This window comes from Janthinobacterium sp. Bl 1 (assembly GCF_058215535.1).
Genome location: NZ_CM177086.1, coordinates 5,222,357 through 5,241,258, shown reverse-complemented (window position 1 = coordinate 5,241,258; position 18,902 = coordinate 5,222,357). Strand labels below are relative to the sequence as shown.

The 18,902-nt window shown below is 63.8% G+C and carries 22 protein-coding genes; 14 read left to right on the top strand and 8 right to left on the bottom strand.

Translation table 11 applies throughout. The annotated features are described in order from the left end of the window. Nucleotides 1-2: 2 nt before the first annotated feature. On the bottom strand, nt 3-311 hold the full coding sequence (flgM, locus tag AC4BCN_RS23640; RefSeq protein ID WP_034787161.1) for a flagellar biosynthesis anti-sigma factor FlgM: 309 nt from the start codon (nt 309-311) through the stop codon (nt 3-5). A gap of 111 nt (nt 312-422) precedes the next feature. Then, nucleotides 423-1,118: a flagellar basal body P-ring formation chaperone FlgA gene (flgA, locus tag AC4BCN_RS23635; protein WP_490491889.1), complete on the bottom strand. Its 696-nt coding sequence runs from the start codon at nt 1,116-1,118 to the stop codon at nt 423-425. A gap of 191 nt (nt 1,119-1,309) precedes the next feature. On the opposite strand from flgA, the gene flgB reads away from it, so the two are divergent. From flgB to AC4BCN_RS23570, 13 genes are all read left to right on the top strand, one after another. Beyond that, nucleotides 1,310-1,762, top strand: coding sequence for a flagellar basal body rod protein FlgB (gene flgB, locus AC4BCN_RS23630; RefSeq protein ID WP_128142201.1), 453 nt, complete (start codon nt 1,310-1,312; stop codon nt 1,760-1,762). A 2-nt stretch (nt 1,763-1,764) separates the two neighbouring features. Beyond that, entirely contained in the window at nt 1,765-2,166 is a 402-nt protein-coding gene (gene flgC, locus AC4BCN_RS23625; protein ID WP_034754081.1) for a flagellar basal body rod protein FlgC, read from the top strand. 15 nt (nt 2,167-2,181) lie between these two features. After that, nucleotides 2,182-2,880 carry a flagellar hook assembly protein FlgD gene (locus tag AC4BCN_RS23620; RefSeq protein ID WP_128142202.1) on the top strand — a complete coding sequence of 233 codons (699 nt, stop codon included), beginning with the start codon at nt 2,182-2,184 and terminating at the stop codon, nt 2,878-2,880. A 58-nt stretch (nt 2,881-2,938) separates the two neighbouring features. Beyond that, nucleotides 2,939-4,486 (top strand): flagellar hook protein FlgE, encoded by a 1,548-nt coding sequence (locus AC4BCN_RS23615; protein WP_128142203.1) that lies wholly within the window; start codon nt 2,939-2,941, stop codon nt 4,484-4,486. 59 nt (nt 4,487-4,545) lie between these two features. Next, the gene (locus tag AC4BCN_RS23610; protein WP_035821385.1) at nt 4,546-5,289 is read left to right on the top strand and encodes a flagellar basal body rod protein FlgF; all 744 of its coding nucleotides are present in this window, start codon (nt 4,546-4,548) and stop codon (nt 5,287-5,289) included. A 72-nt stretch (nt 5,290-5,361) separates the two neighbouring features. Further along, the gene (gene flgG, locus AC4BCN_RS23605) at nt 5,362-6,144 is read left to right on the top strand and encodes a flagellar basal-body rod protein FlgG (protein ID WP_034754070.1); all 783 of its coding nucleotides are present in this window, start codon (nt 5,362-5,364) and stop codon (nt 6,142-6,144) included. 50 nt (nt 6,145-6,194) lie between these two features. Further along, a complete protein-coding gene (locus tag AC4BCN_RS23600; protein ID WP_072455384.1) occupies nt 6,195-6,845 on the top strand; it encodes a flagellar basal body L-ring protein FlgH in 651 nt (216 codons plus the stop codon). A gap of 2 nt (nt 6,846-6,847) precedes the next feature. Next, a complete protein-coding gene (locus AC4BCN_RS23595) occupies nt 6,848-7,963 on the top strand; it encodes a flagellar basal body P-ring protein FlgI (RefSeq protein ID WP_436835978.1) in 1,116 nt (371 codons plus the stop codon). A gap of 10 nt (nt 7,964-7,973) precedes the next feature. Further along, complete coding sequence (flgJ, locus tag AC4BCN_RS23590; protein WP_230517238.1) at nt 7,974-8,900, top strand: flagellar assembly peptidoglycan hydrolase FlgJ; 927 nt, start codon at nt 7,974-7,976, stop codon at nt 8,898-8,900. Between the two features lie 88 nt (nt 8,901-8,988). Then, nucleotides 8,989-10,956: a flagellar hook-associated protein FlgK gene (gene flgK, locus AC4BCN_RS23585; protein ID WP_128142205.1), complete on the top strand. Its 1,968-nt coding sequence runs from the start codon at nt 8,989-8,991 to the stop codon at nt 10,954-10,956. A gap of 51 nt (nt 10,957-11,007) precedes the next feature. Further along, the gene (gene flgL / locus AC4BCN_RS23580; RefSeq protein WP_490491888.1) at nt 11,008-12,249 is read left to right on the top strand and encodes a flagellar hook-associated protein FlgL; all 1,242 of its coding nucleotides are present in this window, start codon (nt 11,008-11,010) and stop codon (nt 12,247-12,249) included. A gap of 165 nt (nt 12,250-12,414) precedes the next feature. Continuing rightward, nucleotides 12,415-12,858 (top strand): MarR family winged helix-turn-helix transcriptional regulator, encoded by a 444-nt coding sequence (locus AC4BCN_RS23575; RefSeq protein ID WP_456150756.1) that lies wholly within the window; start codon nt 12,415-12,417, stop codon nt 12,856-12,858. Between the two features lie 45 nt (nt 12,859-12,903). Continuing rightward, the gene (locus AC4BCN_RS23570; protein ID WP_490491887.1) at nt 12,904-14,163 is read left to right on the top strand and encodes an MFS transporter; all 1,260 of its coding nucleotides are present in this window, start codon (nt 12,904-12,906) and stop codon (nt 14,161-14,163) included. 9 nt (nt 14,164-14,172) lie between these two features. Here the strand turns inward: AC4BCN_RS23570 and AC4BCN_RS23565 are convergent, their stop codons facing one another. Continuing rightward, nucleotides 14,173-15,069: a LysR family transcriptional regulator ArgP gene (locus AC4BCN_RS23565; protein ID WP_490491886.1), complete on the bottom strand. Its 897-nt coding sequence runs from the start codon at nt 15,067-15,069 to the stop codon at nt 14,173-14,175. A gap of 73 nt (nt 15,070-15,142) precedes the next feature. On the opposite strand from AC4BCN_RS23565, the gene AC4BCN_RS23560 reads away from it, so the two are divergent. Beyond that, entirely contained in the window at nt 15,143-15,787 is a 645-nt protein-coding gene (locus tag AC4BCN_RS23560) for a LysE/ArgO family amino acid transporter (RefSeq protein ID WP_139092283.1), read from the top strand. A 9-nt stretch (nt 15,788-15,796) separates the two neighbouring features. On the opposite strand, the gene fliR is transcribed toward AC4BCN_RS23560, so the two are convergent. From fliR to fliN, 5 genes are read right to left on the bottom strand one after another with little or no spacing between them, the layout of a single operon-like run. After that, entirely contained in the window at nt 15,797-16,663 is an 867-nt protein-coding gene (gene fliR, locus AC4BCN_RS23555) for a flagellar biosynthetic protein FliR (RefSeq protein WP_490491885.1), read from the bottom strand. A gap of 16 nt (nt 16,664-16,679) precedes the next feature. Beyond that, nucleotides 16,680-16,949, bottom strand: coding sequence for a flagellar biosynthesis protein FliQ (fliQ, locus tag AC4BCN_RS23550; protein ID WP_034754044.1), 270 nt, complete (start codon nt 16,947-16,949; stop codon nt 16,680-16,682). Nucleotides 16,950-16,958: 9 nt separating this feature from the next. After that, nucleotides 16,959-17,735, bottom strand: a complete 777-nt coding sequence (fliP, locus tag AC4BCN_RS23545; protein ID WP_490491884.1) for a flagellar type III secretion system pore protein FliP — start codon at nt 17,733-17,735, stop codon at nt 16,959-16,961. Further along, entirely contained in the window at nt 17,725-18,312 is a 588-nt protein-coding gene (fliO, locus tag AC4BCN_RS23540) for a flagellar biosynthetic protein FliO (RefSeq protein ID WP_139092281.1), read from the bottom strand. Before fliO ends, fliP begins: the two co-directional genes overlap by 11 nt. Then, nucleotides 18,309-18,743 carry a flagellar motor switch protein FliN gene (gene fliN, locus AC4BCN_RS23535; RefSeq protein ID WP_034754038.1) on the bottom strand — a complete coding sequence of 145 codons (435 nt, stop codon included), beginning with the start codon at nt 18,741-18,743 and terminating at the stop codon, nt 18,309-18,311. The genes fliO and fliN overlap by 4 nt, the downstream gene beginning before the upstream one ends. Nucleotides 18,744-18,902: the final 159 nt, after the last annotated feature.

Genomic DNA, 18,902 nt, shown 5'->3' with positions numbered 1-18,902 from the left:
ACCTATCTATTTCGTGAGTGCAGCAAGTCCTTGACTGTGTCGAGGAGACCGTCCGCCACTTTTTCAGAATTGACCTGGAACTGGCCGTCGGCGATCGCCAGCTTGATGCGTTCGACTTTCTTCGTGTCGAACACGGCGCCGCTGCCGGCAGTTGCACTGGCCGCTAATGCCTGTCCTTGCGGCGACAGGCGTACATTGTCCGACGTCGTCGGTGTTGCCTGGGCTTTCTCGGCGTTCCGGGCGCCGGAGGTACTCGCGGGCGCCACCGGCAGGCCGGGATTGCTTTTAATGGTGTTATCGGTAATTTTCACAGCGTGATCCTCGTCTGGTCGAAGTCAAAAAACTCCGGGATATGTGTCATTATCGGCACCTTCTTCCGAAACTTTAGTGCGCCAGACCACAATATCGCTGTCCATCCGGGTTTAAAAGGCGACCTCCACCATGCCGCCAGGCCGCGCCACGCCGCTGATCTGCTGGCCGCTCTGCGTGCGCACCTGCACCGTCTGGCCATCGCCGGCGCTGCCGATGGCGCGTCCTTCTGATGCCACCTGGAAACCGTTGCCACTGGAAACGACACGTACCAGCTGGCCCTGCATCACCACCGGCTTGCGGCGCAGGGTGTCGAGGCGCATCGGTGTGCCTGGCGGCAAGGAAATATTCGTGCTGGCGCCCACCACCTGGGCCATGTCCGTGGCGATACCTGCCGGCAATGCGGCCAGGTCGCCCTGCATCGTCACCAGCTGGCTGGCGTCGATGGCTTGTCCTTGCGCCAGCGGCACGGCGCTGGCCACGTAGTCGCCTACGACGGCCACGTTTGCCTGCAGATAGATAGTCCAGTTGCTGGGCGCCGTGCAGCGCACGCCGACGGTGGTCTTGCCCCAGGCGCGCGCGCCCGGTGCCATGAACGCTTGCGGCGCGGGGCAGGCGGCCAGGTTCAGGCGCGGATCGACGGCGCCGACGGTGATCGTCACCTTGCCCGGCAAGCCATTGCTTTGCACTTGCAGGAACTGTTCCACGTTGTTGCGCAGCGCTTCCGGCGTCTGCCGGCCGGCGTTTTGCGCCTGTGCCAGCAGTGGCAGAGCGGCGAGAGCGAAGAGGAGAGCAAGCGGTGTTTTCATGGTGATAGGCCTCTGGAATAGTGCCATGATAGTGCGCGCCGCCCCGTTCGAAGCGCCGATTAAGGGGTAAAAGTACGGTCTGATCCGGCGATGGTCTTGCTGGTGGGCGCCGTACTATGTTTCCTGTCATCACTATACCGCCATCCTTCCGCCATCTCGGGCGCCAGTGGCAGATTTTTCCGGAGCCTGACATGATAGGGAAACTCGACGATTACATGCGCTTCAACGAGACGGCGCTGAGCCTGCGCTCGACGCGCCAGGAATTGCTCGCCTCGAATATCGCCAATGCCGACACGCCCAACTACAAGGCGCGCGATGTCGATTTCGCCGCCGCATTGAAAGGGGCGATGGCGCGCAAGGATGGCGTGCCGCCGGCCCTGAAGGGCACGGCGCCGCAGCATATGCCGGGCAAGGGCGTGGCCGCGGTTGCGGGCGCGGCCGGTGGCGGCAAGGTCGAGACCCTGGCCGACGGTACGCCGCTGCTGTACCGCGCGCCTGCCCAGGGCGCCGTCGATGGCAATACGGTCGACATGGACCTCGAGCGCAATGCCTTTGCCGACAACGCCATCCGCTACGAGGCGGCCGTGACGTTCCTCAACTCGCAGATCAAGGGCATGCTGACGGCCATCCAGGGAGGACAATAATCATGTCGCTATTTAATATCTTCAATGTTTCCGGTTCGGCCATGAGCGCCCAGGCGCAGCGCCTGAACACGGTGGCCAGCAACCTGGCCAATGCCGACAGCGCCACCAGCGCCACGGGCGAAGCCTACCGCGCCAAGCAGGTCGTGTTCGAAGCCGTGCCCATGGCCAACGGCGCCACGGCCGTCAAGGTGCAGAAGGTGATCGAAGACCCGTCGCCGATGAAGCTGGTCTACGACCCGAAGAACCCGCTGGCCGACGAAAAGGGCTACGTCACCATGCCCAACGTGAATACGGTCGACGAGATGGTCAACATGCTGTCGGCTTCGCGTTCGTACCAGACCAACGTGGAAACCATGAACGCGGCCAAGTCGCTGCTCCTGAAAACCCTCACCATCGGCCAATAAGGCTGACTGACCATTATGGCAACCATCGATACCAGCACCGCCACCGTCACCGACCTGATGGCGACAATGAATCCGAAGAAGAACACGGCCGCGAAAGGCAGCGTCGAGGAAGAAACGAACAAATTCCTGACCCTGCTGGTGACCCAGCTGCAAAACCAGGATCCGATGAACCCGCTGGACAATGCACAGCTGACGAGCCAGCTGGCCCAGCTGTCCACGGTGACGGGCGTCAACAAGCTCAATACCACCCTGGAAACGCTCAAGACCAGCTACCAGCAGGCCGAATCCATGCAGGCGGCCAATATCATCGGCCACGGCGTGTTGACGGCAGGCAAGAACATCACCTTGAGCAAGAGCGCGGCCCTGCTGGGCGTGGACCTGGCGACGCCGGCCGACAAGGTCAAGGTCATCATCTACAACAGCACGGGCAAGGAAGTCCATTCCATCGACCTGGGGCCGCAGGATGCCGGTACCTTGCCGCTGGGCTGGAACGGTTCTACGGCCGAGCTCGATAAAGATGGCAAGCCGGTCGTGCTGGCCGACGGCGCCTACACCTTCTCGGTGGAAGCCACGCGCGGCGGCGCCAAGCTGACCGATGCGGCGGCGTTGATGTTCGGCTCGGTCGCCAGCGTGTCGACGGGCGCGGGCGGCGTGAAATTGAACGTGCCAGGCGTGGGCAGTATCACCATGGCCGATGTGAAGCAGATTTTGTAAGCAAGCCGCTCATTTGTAGCGTAGACCCTCTACCCCTAATTTCTACCAGGAGAACACAATGTCTTTCCAACAAGGCCTGAGCGGCTTGAATGGCGCCGCCAAATCGCTGGACGTCATCGGCAACAATATCGCCAACTCGGCCACCGTGGGTTTCAAGCAATCGCAGGCGCAGTTCGCCGACATCTATGCCAACTCGCTGTATGGCGTTGGGGGCAACCAGCCCGGTATCGGCGTATCCGTGTCGCAAGTGGCGCAGCTGTTCAACCAGGGTAACCTGGAAAGTTCCTCCAATCCGCTCGACATCGCCATCAATGGCGGCGGTTTCTTCCGCACCAGCGTGAACGGCGCCATCCAGTATTCGCGCAACGGCCAGTTCCAGGTCGACAAGAGCGGCTTCATCATCAATGCGCAGAAAGCCCAGCTGACCGGCTATCCGGCCGATGCGAACGGCAAGATCCTGGCCGGCGCCACCGTGCCGCTGCAGATCGACCCGTCCGACATGGCGCCGCAGGCGACCACCAAGGTCGATACCCAGGTCAACCTCGATTCCAACTCGGCCATGCCGACCGTGGTGCCGTTCAGCGTGGCCGAGCAAAAATCGTGGACCAAGCAATTCCCCGTGCCCGTCTTCGATTCGTTGGGCAATGCGCACACCATGTCCAATTTCTACGTCAAGACGGGCACCAATACGTGGGATGTCTACACGGCCACTGACGGCAAGGAAATCACCAGCGCGAAAGTGGCGTCCGCGGCGCAGACCGATGCCGCCTCGCTGGCTGCGCGCGCCGCCTACCAGGCCGCCGTCACGGCTGTGCCGCTGGTACCGGCCAATATCACGGCCGCCGCCGTCGCCTACGGCAACGCGGCCGGCGCCGCCGTGCGCACCGCCGCCGCGGCGGCCGGTGCCAGCCCCGCGCAGTTGGCCGCCATCAGCGCCACCTTTGGCAGCGCCGTGCCCAATGGTGTCAATTCCAGCCTGACGCCAGACCAGATCGACACCAATATCTCCTCGGTGACGGAAGTGCCCGCCGTGAAGTCGGCTTCGCTGGTGTTCAACAGCGTCGGCAGCCTGGACAAGGCCGCCATGCTGGGCCTGACGCCGCCGCAAACCTTGCCGGTGACGGTGAACCTGCCCGTCTTCCCCGCCACGGGCGCGAACGCGAACCTGGCGATCAAGGTCGACTTCACCAATTCCACCCAGCTCAGCTCGTCCACCAGCGAAAAGCGCACCGTGGCCGATGGCTACGCGGCTGGCCAGCTGAGCCGTTTCGTCGTGGGTTCCGATGGCGTGATTCAGGGCCAGTACAACAATGGCAAGACGCGCGACCTGGGCCAGGTGGTGCTGACCAACTTTTCCAATCCGAATGGCCTTGAACCGCTGGGTAACAATGCCTGGGCGGAAAGCTCGACCTCGGGCAGCCCCATGACAGGCGAGCCGAGCTCGGGCAACCTGGGCGACTTGCGCGCCTCGGCCGTGGAAGTGTCGAACGTGGACTTGACGGCGGAACTGGTCAACATGATCACGGCCCAGCGCGCCTACCAGGCGAATGCGCAAACCATCAAGACGCAGGATTCGGTTCTGCAGACTTTGGTTAACCTGCGTTAATAATCAGGGGAGTCGTCACTCGGGTCTGACCCCGCTTTCGTTTTGTACGGAGAAAACACATGGACCGTCTCATCTACACCGCCGGCTCGGGCGCCAAGCATATCCTCGACAAGCAGGCGACCACGGCGAACAACCTGGCGAACGCCACCAGCACGGGTTTCCGTGCCCAGCTCGACTCGTTCCGCGCCGTGCCCGTGGTGGCCGACGGCATGATGCCGACGCGTACCTTCGTCGTCGATTCGACGGTCGGTTCCGATTTCACGCAAGGTCCGATGCAGCACACGGGCCGCGCGCTCGACGTGGCCGTGGAAAACGGCGGCTGGATCGCGGTGCAGTCGGCCGACGGTTCCGAAGCCTACACGCGCAACGGCGCCTTGAAGCTCAATGAAAACGGCATGCTGCAAACGCAGTCGGGCCTGATGGTGCAGGGCGATACGGGTCCTATGGCCATTCCGCCCGGCGTGACGGTGGCCATCGCCAGCGACGGCACGGTGGGCACGATTTCCACGGACGTGCCGCCGGGCCCGTCGACGGTGCTGGGGCGCATCAAGCTGGTCAACCCGCCCGAGCAGCAACTGGTGCGCGGCGACGACGGCCTGTTCCGCCTGAAGGATGGCACGGTGGCGCAGGCCGACCAGGCCGTCAAGCTGACCACCGGTGCGCTGGAAGGCAGCAATGTCAGCCCCGTCGACTCCATGGTCAGCATGATTGCCCTGGCGCGCCAGTTCGAAACGCAAATGAGCTTGTTGAAGAATGCCGAGAATAACGCGGCGAAAGCCACCCAGATCCTCGCTTTGAATTGATGGGGCCCACCGCATAATGGTCACATAGAAATAGTCTACAGAGCTGACTAGCGCTGTTATTGGAGAAAAATCATGATTCGTTCCCTTTGGATTGCCAAAACCGGCCTGGAAGCGCAGCAGACGCAGATGGACGTGATCGCCAATAACCTGGCCAACGTCAGCACCACGGGCTTCAAGAAGTCGCGCGCCGTGTTTGAAGACTTGCTGTATCAAAATGTGCGCCAGCCGGGCGCGCAATCGTCGCAGCAGACCCAGCTGCCATCGGGCTTGCAGATCGGCACGGGTGTACGCACCGTGGCCACCGAACGCATCCATACTCAGGGCAATCCCCAGGCATCGGGCAATTCGCGCGACGTGATGGTCAACGGCACGGGCTTCTTCCAGGTGCTGATGCCGGACGGCGCCACCGCCTACACGCGCGACGGCTCGTTCCAGACGGACGCCAACGGCCAGCTCGTGACCTCCGAAGGTTTCGTCATCCAGCCCGCCATCACCGTGCCGACCAATGCGCTGAGCCTGACCGTGGCGCGCGACGGCACAGTGTCCGTCACCTTGCCCGACACCGTGGCGCCATCGCAGATCGGCTCGCTGCAGCTGACCACCTTCGTCAATCCGGCCGGTCTGGAATCGAAGGGCGAGAACCTGTACATGGAAACGGGCGCCTCGGGCGTGGCGCAAACCAATACCCCGGGCACCAACGGCGCCGGCGTGCTGATGCAGGGCTATATCGAGACGTCGAACGTCAACGTGGCCGAGGAAATGGTCAACATGATCCAGACGCAGCGCGCCTACGAGATCAACAGCAAGGCCATCACCACATCCGATCAAATGCTGCAGAAATTGTCGCAACTTTAATTTTCATAGTCGTCATGCCATCCGCCGCCGGATGGCAGCGGAGGTTCGCCATGCAATACCCCATCATCGCCCTGTTGTCCGCAGTCCTGCTGTCCGGCTGCGCCATCACGCCTACGTCCATCGTGCAATATCCGACCACCACGCGCGCACCGATGCCCGAACCCGTGGTCGTCAACAATGGCTCCATCTACCAGCCGTCGACCTACCGTCCCGCCTTCGAAGACCGCCGTGCGCGCCACGTGGGCGACACCATGACGATCGCCATCACCGAACGCACGAATGCCGTCAAGGCAGGCGCCAGTTCCGGCAACAAGTCCGGCAGCGTGGGCTTCAGCACGCCGGGCATGCTGCAGGGCCGCCTGGGCGGCACCGTCTCGGCGAATGGCGCGACGAAATTTGCCGATGGCGACAACCAGTCCGCCAGCAACACGTTTTCCGGCGTGATCGGCGTGACGGTGATTGAAGTGCTGCCGAACGGCAACCTGATCGTCGCCGGCGAAAAACAGATCGCCATGAACAAGGGCACGGAATTCATCCGCTTCTCGGGCATGGTCAATCCGGACACCATCGGCACGGGCAACGTCGTGCCGTCGACCCAGGTGGCCGACGCGCGCGTCGAATACCGCACCAACAGCCAGATCGACCGTGCCGAAATGGCGTCGATGGCGTCGCGCTTCTTCCTCAGCCTGCTGCCGTTCTGATCATGGCAATGTTGACTTTCCCCCGCTTTCTCGCCATTTTCGGCCTCGCCGCTTCCCTGCTGGCGCCCGTGGCGCAGGCCGAGCGTATCAAGGACCTGGCCAGCATCGCCGGCGTGCGCCAGAATCAGCTGATGGGCTATGGCCTCGTCGTCGGCCTTGACGGCAGCGGCGACCAGACGACGCAAACGCCATTTACCATCCAGAGCGTGGCGGCGATGCTGCAGCAGCAAGGCATCAACTTGCCGCAAGGCACGAGCTTGCAATTGAAAAACGTGGCCGCCGTGATGGTGACGACGGCCTTGCCCGCGTTTGCCCAGCCGGGCCAGCTGCTCGACGTGACGGTATCGTCGATGGGCAATGCGAAAAGCTTGCGCGGCGGCACTTTATTGATGACCCCATTGAAGGGCGCCGACGGCCAGGTGTACGGCATGGCGCAGGGCAATGTGCTGGTGGGCGGCGTGGGCGCGCAGGCGGCCGGCAGCTCCGTCGTCATCAACCATCTGAGCGTGGGACGCATCTCGGGCGGCGCGACCGTCGAGCGCACCGTGCCTTCGGCGCTGGGCGCCAACAACACGATCCGCCTGGAATTGAACGCCACCGATTTCGCCACCGCCAGCCGCGTGGTCGATGCCATCAACAGCCGTTACGGCGCCGGCACGGCCGCCGCGCTCGATGGCCGCGTGATCCAGGTGCAGTCGCCGGGCGGCAGCGACCAGCGCGTGTCTTTCCTGGGTCAGCTGGAAAGCATCGAAGTCAATCCGGCCCGCCTGGCGGCCAAGGTCATCATGAATGCGCGCACCGGTTCCGTCGTGATGAACCAGTCCGTGACCCTGGAAACGTGCGCCATTTCGCACGGCAACCTGTCCGTCACCATCAATGTCGAGCCGCAAGTGAGCCAGCCGGCTCCCTTGTCGGGCGGGCGCACGGTGGTCACGCAGACGGCGCAGATCGATATCAAGAAGGAACCGGGCAAGGTCATGCTGGTCAAGGGCGGCGCCTCGCTGTCCGAGGTAGTGAAAGCCCTGAACGCCATCGGCGCCTCGCCGCAAGACTTGCTGGCCATCCTGCAGGCGATGAAGGCGGCCGGTTCGCTGCGCGCCGAACTTGAAATCATTTGATGGATACGCCATGATCAGCCAAACCGACCTCAGTAATACCGCCGCCTACGACGTCAAGGGCATGGATGGCTTGCGCCAGTCCGCCAAGGCGAAGGACCCCGCCGCCCTGAAAGAGGCGGCCACGCAATTCGAAGCCATGTTCATCAACATGATGATGAAAAGCATGCGCGAAGCCACGCCGCAGGACGGCATCATGGATAGCCAGCAAAGCAAGATGTACACCTCGATGCTGGACCAGCAGACCAGCCAGAACCTGGCCAAGCGCGGTACGGGTCTGGCGGACGTGCTGATCCGCCAGCTATCGTCGTCGAACCAGGCGCTGGCCGCCGATGGCGCCGAAGCGCCGTCGCCGCGCTCGTCGAGCATGGCGCAGGCGCTGGCCGCCTTCCGCCAGCAGCAGGGCGCCCTCACCGAGGGCGCCGCCAGCGCCACCGGTACCGGCAAGACCCTGAGCGACAAGGCCAACGCCACGCAGGCGCCGCACGTGCGCGCCTTCCAGGAAAAGCTGGGCGTGCATGCGGAAGAAGCGAGCCGCGCCACCGGCATCCCGGCCAAGTTCATGCTGGGCCAGGCGGCGCTGGAAACGGGCTGGGGCAAGCGCGAAATCATCAGCCGCGACGGCAGCAGCAGCCACAACCTGTTCGGCATCAAGGCCACGGGCGACTGGAAGGGCAAGGTCACGGAAGCCGTCACCACGGAATACGTGAATGGCAAGGCGCAGCGCAAGGTGGAAAAATTCCGCGCCTATGACAGCTATGCGGACAGCTTCAAGGATTATGCGCAGTTGATTACCAACAACAAGCGCTACGAGAAAGTGCTGGCCAGCGCGGGCGACGCCAGCACGTTCGCCCAGGGCTTGCAAAAGGCCGGCTACGCGACGGACCCGAATTACGCTGCCAAATTGACAAAAATTATCAAGAATTCGCTGGTCGGCTAGTAACCCCCCGTGCTCCCGTGCAGGCCGCGCGCTTCAAGTTTTCGCCGCGGCTGCCGTAAATACATTTGACGGTAACCAATAAGACACCATGACTTCGAATCTACTCAGCATCGGTAAGAGCGGTTTGCTTGCAGCGCAGGTGGGCCTGTCGACGACCGGGCATAACATCACCAATGCGGGCGTAGCCGGCTACAATCGCCAGACGGTGCTGCAGCAGACTTCGCAGTCCAACTATGCGGGCTATGGCTTCGTTGGCACGGGCACGGAAGTGTCGCAGATCAAGCGCCAGTACGACAGCTTCATGGCCACCCAGGTCAACACCGCGCAAAGCGCGACCAGCGCACTCGACGCCTATTACACGCAGATCAGCCAGATCGATAACTTGCTGGCCGATCCCACGGCGGGCCTGTCGCCCGCCTTGCAGGATTTCTTCAAGGGCGTGCAGGATTTCAGTTCCAATCCCTCGTCGGTCGCATCGCGCCAGGCGCTGCTGTCGAGCGCGGGCTCGCTCGCTTCCCGCTTCCAGGGCCTGAGCGCGCGCCTGACGGAGATCGGCGACGGCGTCAATTCGCAGATCACGTCGAATGTGACGGTCATCAATACCTATGCCAAGCAGCTCGCCGAGTTGAACAAGTCGATTTCCCAGTTGTCGGTCGACGCCAGCAACCAGCCCAACGATCTGCTCGACCAGCGCGACCAGCTGATCACGGAATTGAACAAATACGTGAAGGCGACGGTGCAGCCCGCTGCCAACAATACCGTCACCATTTCCATCGGCGCGGGGCAGCCCCTGGTGGTGGCCGACCGCAGCTTCGAGCTGGCGGCCACGCCTTCGCGCACGGATCCGAACCGCATCGAGGTGGGCTATGTCACGGGCAGTACCGTGACCGTGCTGCCCGACAGCTCCCTGACCGGCGGCTCGCTGGGCGGCTTGCTGGAATTCCGTAGCGGCACCTTGGACAATGTCCAGAACTCGCTGGGCAAGGTCGCCATCGCGCTGGCCAGCACCTTCAACGACCAGCACAAGCTGGGCCAGGATCTGAATGGCGCCATGGGCGGCGACTTTTTCAAGATCCCCGATCCCGTGATCGGCGCCGACCGCGGCAACAACACCAGCAGCACCACCGTGCTGTCGGCCAAGGTCAGCGATCCGACCAAGCTGACGGCCAGCGATTACAGCCTGAAATACGACGGCAGCAACTATGTGGTGACGCGCGAGTCCGACGGCGCGCACACCATCATCAATCCGTATCCGCAAACGGGGCCGCAAACCATCGACGGCGTCGATTTCTCGATCTCGGGCACGGCCGCCCAGGGCGACAACTACGTCATCAAGCCGACGGCGAATGGCGCGGCCGGCCTGAACGTGCTGATCACCGACCGCAACAAGATCGCCGCCGCTGCGCCGATCGCCACGTCGGCGACTGTGGCCAATACGGGCTCGGGCAAGCTCAGCGCCGGCTCCGTCGACAAGGCCTACCTGACCCCGGGCAATGCCCTGACGGGTCCCGTGACCTTGACCTACGATAAGGCGACCACCTCGCTGACGGGTTTCCCGGCGGGCCAGGCGGTGACGGTCAAGGGCTTGAATGGGACCACCACGACGTATCCGGCCGGCACGGCGAACATCCCGTATACGGAAGGCGACAACTTCAGCTTTGGCGGCATCAATGTCAGCATGACGGGCGCGCCGGCGCAGGGCGACACCTTTACCATCAAGCCCAATGCGGGCGGCGTGGGCGACAACCGCAACGCCGCGCTGCTGGCGGGCTTGCAGACGAAGAACATCCTCGATGGCGGCAATGCCACGTTCCAGGGTTCGTATGCGCAAACCGTCAGCTTCGTGGGCAACAAGACGCGCGAAGTGCAGGTCAGCGGCCTGGCCAGTCTGGCCTTGCTGCAGCAGGTTAGCACCCAGCAGCAGGCCGTCTCCGGCGTCAACCTCGACGAAGAGGCGGCCAACCTGCTGCGTTACCAGCAGTCCTACCAGGCGTGCGGAAAGGTCATGCAGATTGCCAGCACCCTGTTCGACGTGGTGATCGGCTTGGGACGTTAATCAATTTTTGCCGCGACGTAGCGCGCGGCGGCTTTCTGGAAGGGCAGCATCATGCGCATCAGCACACGAATGATTTATGACCAGGGCAGCTCGCAGCTGAACAATCTGCAGGGCGCCTTGAACCGTACGCAGATGCAGCTGTCGGCGAACCGCCGCAACCTGACGCCGGCCGACGACCCGATCGCCTCGTCGCGCGCGCTGGAAGTGACGCAGTCGCAATCGATCAACACGCAATTCGTGACGAACCGCTCGAACGCCAAGAATTTCCTCTCGCAGGAAGAGCTGGCGCTGGGCAGCACCGCCTCGCTGATCGCCGACGTGCAGCAACTGGTGCTGAAGGCCGGTAATCCGGCATTGAAGGACATCGACCGCCAGAGCCTGGCCACGGAGCTGAAGGGCCGCCTGACCGACCTGATGGGCATTGCCAACACGTCCGACAACGCGGGCGGCTACCTGTTTTCCGGCTACAAGTCGACGACCCAGCCGTTCAGCCAGACGCCGGGCGGCGCCACCTACGTGGGCGACCAGGGCCAGCGCGAGCTGCAGGTGGGCTCGGCGCGCTACCTGGCTACCAGCGACTCGGGCGCGGCCGTGTTCGAGAACAATTTGACGGGCAACGGCAAGTTCACCACGGCGGCCGCCGGCGCCAACTTTACGCGCGGCGGCGCCGGCATCATTTCCGGCGGCACCGTCACCGATCCCACCAAGTTGACGGGGCACAAGTACTCGATCGACTTCCAGGTGACGGGCACGGGCACGGATGCCAAGACGACCTATACGGTGACGGATGTGACCCTGGGCCAGACCATTCCAAATCCGGCCGTGCCGGTGGCCTATAAATCGGGCGACGCCATCAACTTTGACGGCCAGCAAGTCAATGTCGCGGGCAAGCCAGCCGACCTGGACAAGTTCACCCTTGAGCCCAGCAGCAAGGAATCGATCTTTACCACGATTACCAACCTGATCGGCGCACTGGGCCAGCCGGCCACGGGCGACGCGGGGCAGGCACGCCTGACGGCCAGCCTGAACACGGCGCACGACCTGCTCGACACGGCCTACGACAACGTGCTGTCGGTGCGCTCGGAAGTCGGTTCGCGCCTGAAGGAACTCGATTACCTCGACAGCGCCGGTGACGATCTCGACATCCAGTACGCCACCACCCTGTCGGACCTGCAGGACCTGGACATGGTGAAAGCCATTTCCACCTTCAGCCAGCAACAGATCACCCTGCAGGCGGCGCAAAAATCGTTCACCTCGATCTCGGGCCTGTCGCTGTTCAACTACATCAGCTAAGAACGGGCATCGGCAGGACGACCGGCAAGCCGGGGCAGGGAGGACATCTCCGGCCCCGGCTTTTTTGCGTCCGCAATCTGGTCACTTGGACAAGATATGCAGGCAAACTGTGCAGTCTACCTGTGTATCTGTTATAGTAGGGGCCGTTGATCCACTTTCGCTCCCATGCACACCCCACAAGAAGACCACGAACAAGTCCTGCAACTGGCCGGCGAATTGCGCATCCTGATCGGCAAATTGCGGCGCCGCCTGCGCGAAGAGGCGCACCTGGGGGACGTCAGCATGTCGCAGGCATCCGTGCTGAGCCGTCTCGAGCGCGACGGCCCGGCCACGGCCAGCAGCCTGGCCCGCGCCGAAGGCATGCGGCCCCAGTCTATGGCCGCCACCGTGCAAGCCTTGACGGAAGCACAGATGGTGACGGGCTCGCCCGATCCAGCTGACGGACGGCAAACGATATTGACCCTGACGGACAGCTGCCGCGCCTGGATCGCAGCCAGCCGCGCCGCGCGCGAAGACTGGCTGGCGCGCACCATTGAAACCCGGCTCACGCCGGACGAAGTCACCGAATTGAACCATGCGGTGGCATTACTCAAACGCTTGGCGGAATGATCCGCTGCTAGACCTTAACACCCGGCAAGGAGCCCGCACGCCCAGATGAACAACACATTCCGTTCACTACGCATTCCCAATTACCGTATCTGGGCCGGCGGCGCCCTCGTGTCGAATATCGGCACCTGGATGCAGCGCACGGCGCAGGATTGGCTGGTGCTCAGCGAATTGACGCAGCACAATGCCAGCGCCGTCGGCATCGTCATGGCCTTGCAGTTCGGTCCGCAATTGCTGTTGCTGCCCCTGACGGGCATGGCGGCCGATTTGCTCGACCGGCGCAAGCTGCTGCTGTGCACGCAGGCGGCCATGGGATTGCTGGCGCTGGGACTGGGTTTGCTGTGCATCAGCGGTCTCGTGCAACTGTGGCATGTGTATGTGTTTGCTTTCCTGCTCGGCTGCGTGACGGCCTTCGATTCGCCCGTGCGCCAGACTTTCGTTGCCGAAATCGTCGGCGAGGAAGACTTGACCAATGCCGTGGCGCTCAATTCCACTTCGTTCAATGCGGCGCGCATGCTGGGCCCGGCCGTGGCCGGCTTGCTGATCAGCAGCGTCGGCAGCGGCTGGGTCTTCATCATCAACGCCGTCTCGTTTGCGGCCGTGATCGGTTCGCTGTTGCTGCTGCGCGTGGAATTGCTGCGCCGCGCGCCGCGCCTGAAGGCCACGCGCGCCAGCCTGGGCGAGGGTTTCCGCTACGTGCGCCAGCGGCCCGACCTGATGGCCGTCCTGCTGATGCTGTTCCTGATCGGCACCTTCGGCCTGAACTTCCCCATCTTCCTGTCGACCATGTCCGTGACGGCTTTCCATGCGGGTGCCGGCCAGTATGGCGTGCTCAGTTCCGTGATGGCTTGCGGCTCCGTGGCCGGCGCCTTGCTGGCGGCGGGGCGCGGCCAACCCACGCTGGCCTTGCTGCTGGGTGCGGCCGCGCTGTTCGGCCTGGCGTGCGCGCTGGCCGCCGTGATGCCCAATTACTGGCTGTTCGGCATGATGCTGGTGGTCATCGGCATCGCCGCGCAAACGTTTACCACCAGCGTCAACAGCAGCGTGCAACTGTCGACGGCACCCGCCATGCGGGGCCGCGTGATGGCCATCGTGCTGGCCATTTCGGCGGGTGGCACGCCGCTGGGCGCACCCATCGTGGGCTGGGTGGCCGACACCTTCGGCCCGCGCTGGGCGCTGGGCATCGGCGCTTTGTCCGGTCTGGCGGCGGCCCTCGTCGGCGTGCGCTATCTGGTCAAGCATCACCAGTTGCGCTTGAACGTCGACGTGCGGCGCTGGCGCTTCGCATTCAGCAGCGACCAGCCCTGAAGCTGGCAATCAGGGCGGCAGCAGGCCCGTGCGGGCGGCGGCCAGGATGGCTGCGCTCAGGCCGTCGAGCAGACTCGAGGCGGCACGTGCCGTATGCCAGTGCAGGGGCACATCGAGAGGTGTAGCGGGTAGCAGCTCGACCAGACTGCCATTGTCGAGATGGGACTGGATCAGCGCTTGCGGGTGCAGGCCCCAGCCCATGCCGGCCAGCGCTGCCGTAACGAAAGCATGCGACGAGGGCAGGGTGTGGCGCGGCAGTTCCACGTGCCGGTGGCACAGGCGGCGCACCCAGCGCGCCTGCAGCTCGTCCTTGGCATTGAAGACGAGGCTGGGCACCAGTGCCAGGCTGGCGGCACCGACGCCTTGGGCAAAATGCCGCTGCAGGAAGGCGGGACTGGCGGCCGCCAGGTAGCGCATGGCGCCCAGCGGGCGGCTGTTGCAGCCGGAAGCGGGCCTGGCCGTGGCGCTGACGGCCGCCAGCACGGCGCCGCTGCGCAGCCATTCGGCCGTATGGTCCTGGTCGTCGACGGCCACTTGCAGCAGCACCGGGTGCGCGGCCGCGAAGGCGGCGATGGCGGGCGCCAGCCAGGTGGCCAGGCTGTCGGCATTCACGGCGATGGGCACGCTGGCGCGCGACATGCCCTGGGCTGCCAGCGCCGGCAAGGTGCCCTGCAAATCCTGTTCCAGCAATTGCACCTGGTCCACGTGCTGGCACAGGCGCCGGCCCGTTTCCGTGGCGCGGCAGGGCTGGTCGCGTATCACCAGCGCGCAGCCGACGCGCTCTTCCAGCAGGCGGATGCGCTGCGAAATGGCCGATGGCGTCACGTGCAAGGCGCGCGCTGCGCGCTCGAAACTGCCTTCGCGGATGACGGAAGCCAGCGCGGCGAGGGCGGCATAATCGAGCATGAATGAAGTTTTCCTTAACTTGCTGTAGAAAAGGTAGTTTGCCTTCATTTCTTGCGGCTGGCAAGATCACCGCATGACACTCTCGACCGCCACCACACCACTCGTTTTCTCCGTCTTTCTCCAGGGCTTGACCTTGGGCCTGGGACTCATCGTTGCCATCGGCTCGCAAAATGCCTTTGTCTTGCGGCAAGGCTTGCGCCGCGAACATGTGGGCGCCATCGTGCTGTTTTGCGCGCTGGCGGACGCGGCGCTGATTGCCGCTGGCGTCCTGGGCATGTCCCGGGCACTGGGGCAGCGCCCCATGCTGGCCAGCGCGCTGGCGCTGGGCGGCGCCATTTTTCTGGCCGTCTACGGTTGGCAAGCACTGCGGCGTGCGCGCCGTCCCCAGCAGCTGCGCGCCGCCGAGGGCGGTGCCGGCCTCGGCCTGGCTGCCATCCTGGCGCAGGCGGCGGCATTTACCTTGCTCAATCCCCATGTCTATCTGGATACGGTATTGCTGGTGGGGAGCATCGGCGCCCAGCAGCCGGGCGTAATGCGCGGCTGGTTTATCGTTGGCGCCAGCGCGGCCAGCCTGCTGTGGTTTGCCTCGCTCGGTTATGGTGCGCGCTGGCTGGCGCCGTGGTTTGCGCGGCCCCGGGCCTGGCAAGTGCTCGATGGCTTGATCGGCGTGACCATGTTCGTGCTGTCGGCGCTGTTGCTGCGCCACGCGCTGGGCTGATAGCCCTGGTCAGCGCGCGGCAGGCAGCGGCGCCGGCGCTGGCAGTGCGGGGCGCAGGGGATTGGGCGGAGCTGGCGGCGGTGGCCGGTCGCGCGTGGCAAAGCCGCGCGGCAGCAAACGCGCCGTTTCTATGCCGCGCAGGAACATGTTCTGGAAGGGCGTGGCCAGGTAGGGCAGGACCATGCCGATCACCAGCAAGCCCACGCCCAGGGTGACGGGGAAGCCGATACCGAAAATGTTCAGCTGCGGCGCGGCCCGCGTCAAGATGCCCAGGGCCACGTTGGTCAGCAGCAGGGCGGCGATGATGGGCAGCGAAATTTGCAGGCCGGAACGGAAGATTTCCCCGCCCCAGGCCGCCAATTGCTGGAAACCGCCGCCGCTGATGGGGCTAGCCGAAATGGGCAGGCTGACAAAGCTTTCCGCCAGCGCCGCCAGCAAGACCAGGTGGCCGTTGACGGTCAAAAACATCAAGGTGGCCAGCATCACGAGGAACTGGCTGATGGCGGACGACCTGCCCTTGGTTTGCGGATCGAAGAACGAGGCGAAGCCCAGGCCCATGGTGAGACTGCTGAGTTCGCCGGCCATTTCGATGGCGGAAAACACGATGCGGATGGAAAAGCCCATGGCCAGCCCCACCAGCATCTCTTGCGTGAGGATCAGCAAGCCGGGCAGGGACATCGGGTTGACGGCCGGCAAGGCCGGCACGGTGGGGGCGATGATCATGGCCAGCAGCGCGCCCAGGGTCACCTTGACGCTGGCCGGCAGGGCTGCGTTGCCGAACAGGGGCGCGGCCGCGATCAGGCCGAGGATGCGGCTAAGCGGCCACAGCAATGCTGCGATCCACGTATTGAGTTCGATGCTGGACAGGGTCAGCATGGCAACAGTGGCTGCACTAACCCACCAGGTTCGGGATGCCCGTAAACACCTGGCGCATGTAGTCGAGCATGACGGACAGCATCCACGGACCGGCCACGACGATGGCGACAAAGATGCCGACCAGCTTGGGGATGAAGGACAGGGTCGCCTCGTTGATCTGCGTGGCCGCCTGGAAAATACTGACGATCAAACCGATGATGAGGGCGACGAGCAGCATGGGCGCGGCCACCATCAGCGTGATTTCCATCGCATGGCGGCCCAGGGTCATGACGCTTTCGGGTGTCATGTATTTCCCCTAGTAAAAACTCTGTGACAGCGAGCCCAGCAGCAACTGCCAGCCATCGACGAGCACGAACAGCATCAGCTTGAACGGCAGCGAGATCGTCGCGGGCGACATCATCATCATACCCATCGACATCAGCACGCTGGCGACCACCATGTCGATGATCAAAAACGGGATGAAGATGGCAAAGCCGATCTGGAACGCCGTCTTCAGTTCACTGGTGACGAAGGCGGGCACGAGGATGCGCAGCGGCACGTCTTCCGGACCTTGCAGGGCCGGCGAGCGCGACATCTTGGCAAACAGGGCCAGGTCGGCCTGGCGCGTCTGCTTGAGCATGAAGGTTTTCAGGGGATCGACGCCCTTGTCCAGCGCCTGCTGCATGGTGATCTTGTTTTCCTGGTAGGGCTGGTAGGCATCCGTATAGATCTTGTCGAACACGGGCCCCATGACGAACAGGGTCAGGAACAGGGCCAGACCCACCAGCACCTGGTTCGGCGGCGCCGATTGCGTGCCGATGGCTTGGCGCAGCAGGGACAGCACGATGATGATGCGCGTAAAGCAGGTCATCATCAAGAGGGCCGCCGGCAAAAAGGTGAGCGACGTCATCAGGATGAGCGTCTGCACCGGCAGCGAATAATTCTGGCCGCCGCCCGGCGCCGGCGTGCTGTTGAAGGCCGGGATGCCAGGCTGGGCCATCGCCCACAGCGGCAAGGCCAGGGCAATGGCCGCCAGCAGCCAGGTCAGGGGAGTCTTCAAGGTGGACCACGCCATCTGCTGCTTATTTCCCATTGCGTTTTTCGATGGTCTGTTTCAGCCACTCGGAAAAATTGGCGGCCGCGGGGCCGTTTTGCGCCGTGGCCAGTTGCGGCAGATCGCCTTCCTGGCGCGGCATGGTGGCCAGCGCATTGATCCGGCCGGGCGAGGCGCCGACGACGATCCACTGGTCGGCCACTTCGACGAGGACGATGCGCTCGCGTCCGCCCAGGTTGAGCGAGCTGACGACGCGCATCTTGTTGTTGCCGCCCATGACCTTGGGGCCATAGCGTTTCATGAACCAGGCCAGGCCGATCAGCAGGGCCAGCACGAACATCAGCGCGAGGATGGTTTGCAGCAAGCTACCGGCCGAGCTTGTTGGCGCCATCGTTGCCGGTGCGCCGGGCGGCATGGCGGGCAGGGCGGCGGCCGGCGAGGCAGCCGGAGAAACTGCTGGCGCCGTTGCGGCGGCAGGCGGTGTCTCGCTTGCCACGGCGGCGGAAGCGCTGGCGGCGCTGGCCGCCGGCGTGGATGCGGCTGGCGCTTCAGCCAGGGCAATGCTGCATGCCGCCATCAGCGGCAGCACGGTGGAAATCAACAGGCCAGGCTTCATTTATTCAATTTTCGGATGCGTTCGGAAGGCGTGATGATGTCGGTCAGGCGGATGCCGAACTTGTCATTGACCACCACCACTTCGCCCTGGGCGATCAGGCAGCCGTTCACCAGCACGTCCATCGGTTCGCCGGCCAGGCCGTCGAGCTCGACAACGGAACCCTGCGCCAGTTGCAGCAGGTTCTTGATGGCGATCTTGGTGCGGCCCAGTTCGACCGTCAGCTGCACGGGGATATCGAGGATGAAATCGATATCGTTGTGCGTTTCCGACTTCGACGCCTGCTTGGAAAAGTCCTTGAACACGGCGGCGCTGGCCGCGCTGGCCGTATTGGCGGCCTGGTTTTGCAGCGCTTCGGCTTCCGCCTTGGCCTGCTCGGCAATGGCCGCGCCCCAATCGTCTTCCGCGCTTTGGTCGTCTTGGTTGTCAGACATGTGTTTCTCCTGTTGTACAGAGTTGGCCGCCAAGCGGCCAGTGTATATATTAATTGTAACGCCTGGCAAAACCGTAGCGAGCGGCAGTGATTTGTGGCTAAGAAGCGCAACCGTGCTGGAGCACGGTGAGCATCGCAGGCCGCACAAAGCGCGACGCGC

Excerpts from the sequence above, each read along its gene's own strand:
- AC4BCN_RS23575 (WP_456150756.1), top strand. The coding sequence starts at position 12,415 with ATGCACACCCCACAAGAAGACCACGAACAAGTCCTGCAACTGGCCGGC.
- fliQ (WP_034754044.1), bottom strand. The coding sequence starts at position 16,949 with ATGACACCCGAAAGCGTCATGACCCTGGGCCGCCATGCGATGGAAATC.
- flgA (WP_490491889.1), bottom strand. The coding sequence starts at position 1,118 with ATGAAAACACCGCTTGCTCTCCTCTTCGCTCTCGCCGCTCTGCCACTG.
- AC4BCN_RS23615 (WP_128142203.1), top strand. The coding sequence starts at position 2,939 with ATGTCTTTCCAACAAGGCCTGAGCGGCTTGAATGGCGCCGCCAAATCG.
- AC4BCN_RS23600 (WP_072455384.1), top strand. The coding sequence starts at position 6,195 with ATGCAATACCCCATCATCGCCCTGTTGTCCGCAGTCCTGCTGTCCGGC.
- flgB (WP_128142201.1), top strand. The coding sequence starts at position 1,310 with ATGATAGGGAAACTCGACGATTACATGCGCTTCAACGAGACGGCGCTG.
- fliP (WP_490491884.1), bottom strand. The coding sequence starts at position 17,735 with ATGGGAAATAAGCAGCAGATGGCGTGGTCCACCTTGAAGACTCCCCTG.
- AC4BCN_RS23610 (WP_035821385.1), top strand. The coding sequence starts at position 4,546 with ATGGACCGTCTCATCTACACCGCCGGCTCGGGCGCCAAGCATATCCTC.
- AC4BCN_RS23565 (WP_490491886.1), bottom strand. The coding sequence starts at position 15,069 with ATGCTCGATTATGCCGCCCTCGCCGCGCTGGCTTCCGTCATCCGCGAA.
- AC4BCN_RS23560 (WP_139092283.1), top strand. The coding sequence starts at position 15,143 with ATGACACTCTCGACCGCCACCACACCACTCGTTTTCTCCGTCTTTCTC.
- fliN (WP_034754038.1), bottom strand. The coding sequence starts at position 18,743 with ATGTCTGACAACCAAGACGACCAAAGCGCGGAAGACGATTGGGGCGCG.
- fliO (WP_139092281.1), bottom strand. The coding sequence starts at position 18,312 with ATGAAGCCTGGCCTGTTGATTTCCACCGTGCTGCCGCTGATGGCGGCA.
- flgC (WP_034754081.1), top strand. The coding sequence starts at position 1,765 with ATGTCGCTATTTAATATCTTCAATGTTTCCGGTTCGGCCATGAGCGCC.
- AC4BCN_RS23595 (WP_436835978.1), top strand. The coding sequence starts at position 6,848 with ATGGCAATGTTGACTTTCCCCCGCTTTCTCGCCATTTTCGGCCTCGCC.
- flgL (WP_490491888.1), top strand. The coding sequence starts at position 11,008 with ATGCGCATCAGCACACGAATGATTTATGACCAGGGCAGCTCGCAGCTG.
- AC4BCN_RS23570 (WP_490491887.1), top strand. The coding sequence starts at position 12,904 with ATGAACAACACATTCCGTTCACTACGCATTCCCAATTACCGTATCTGG.
- AC4BCN_RS23620 (WP_128142202.1), top strand. The coding sequence starts at position 2,182 with ATGGCAACCATCGATACCAGCACCGCCACCGTCACCGACCTGATGGCG.
- flgG (WP_034754070.1), top strand. The coding sequence starts at position 5,362 with ATGATTCGTTCCCTTTGGATTGCCAAAACCGGCCTGGAAGCGCAGCAG.
- fliR (WP_490491885.1), bottom strand. The coding sequence starts at position 16,663 with ATGCTGACCCTGTCCAGCATCGAACTCAATACGTGGATCGCAGCATTG.
- flgK (WP_128142205.1), top strand. The coding sequence starts at position 8,989 with ATGACTTCGAATCTACTCAGCATCGGTAAGAGCGGTTTGCTTGCAGCG.
- flgJ (WP_230517238.1), top strand. The coding sequence starts at position 7,974 with ATGATCAGCCAAACCGACCTCAGTAATACCGCCGCCTACGACGTCAAG.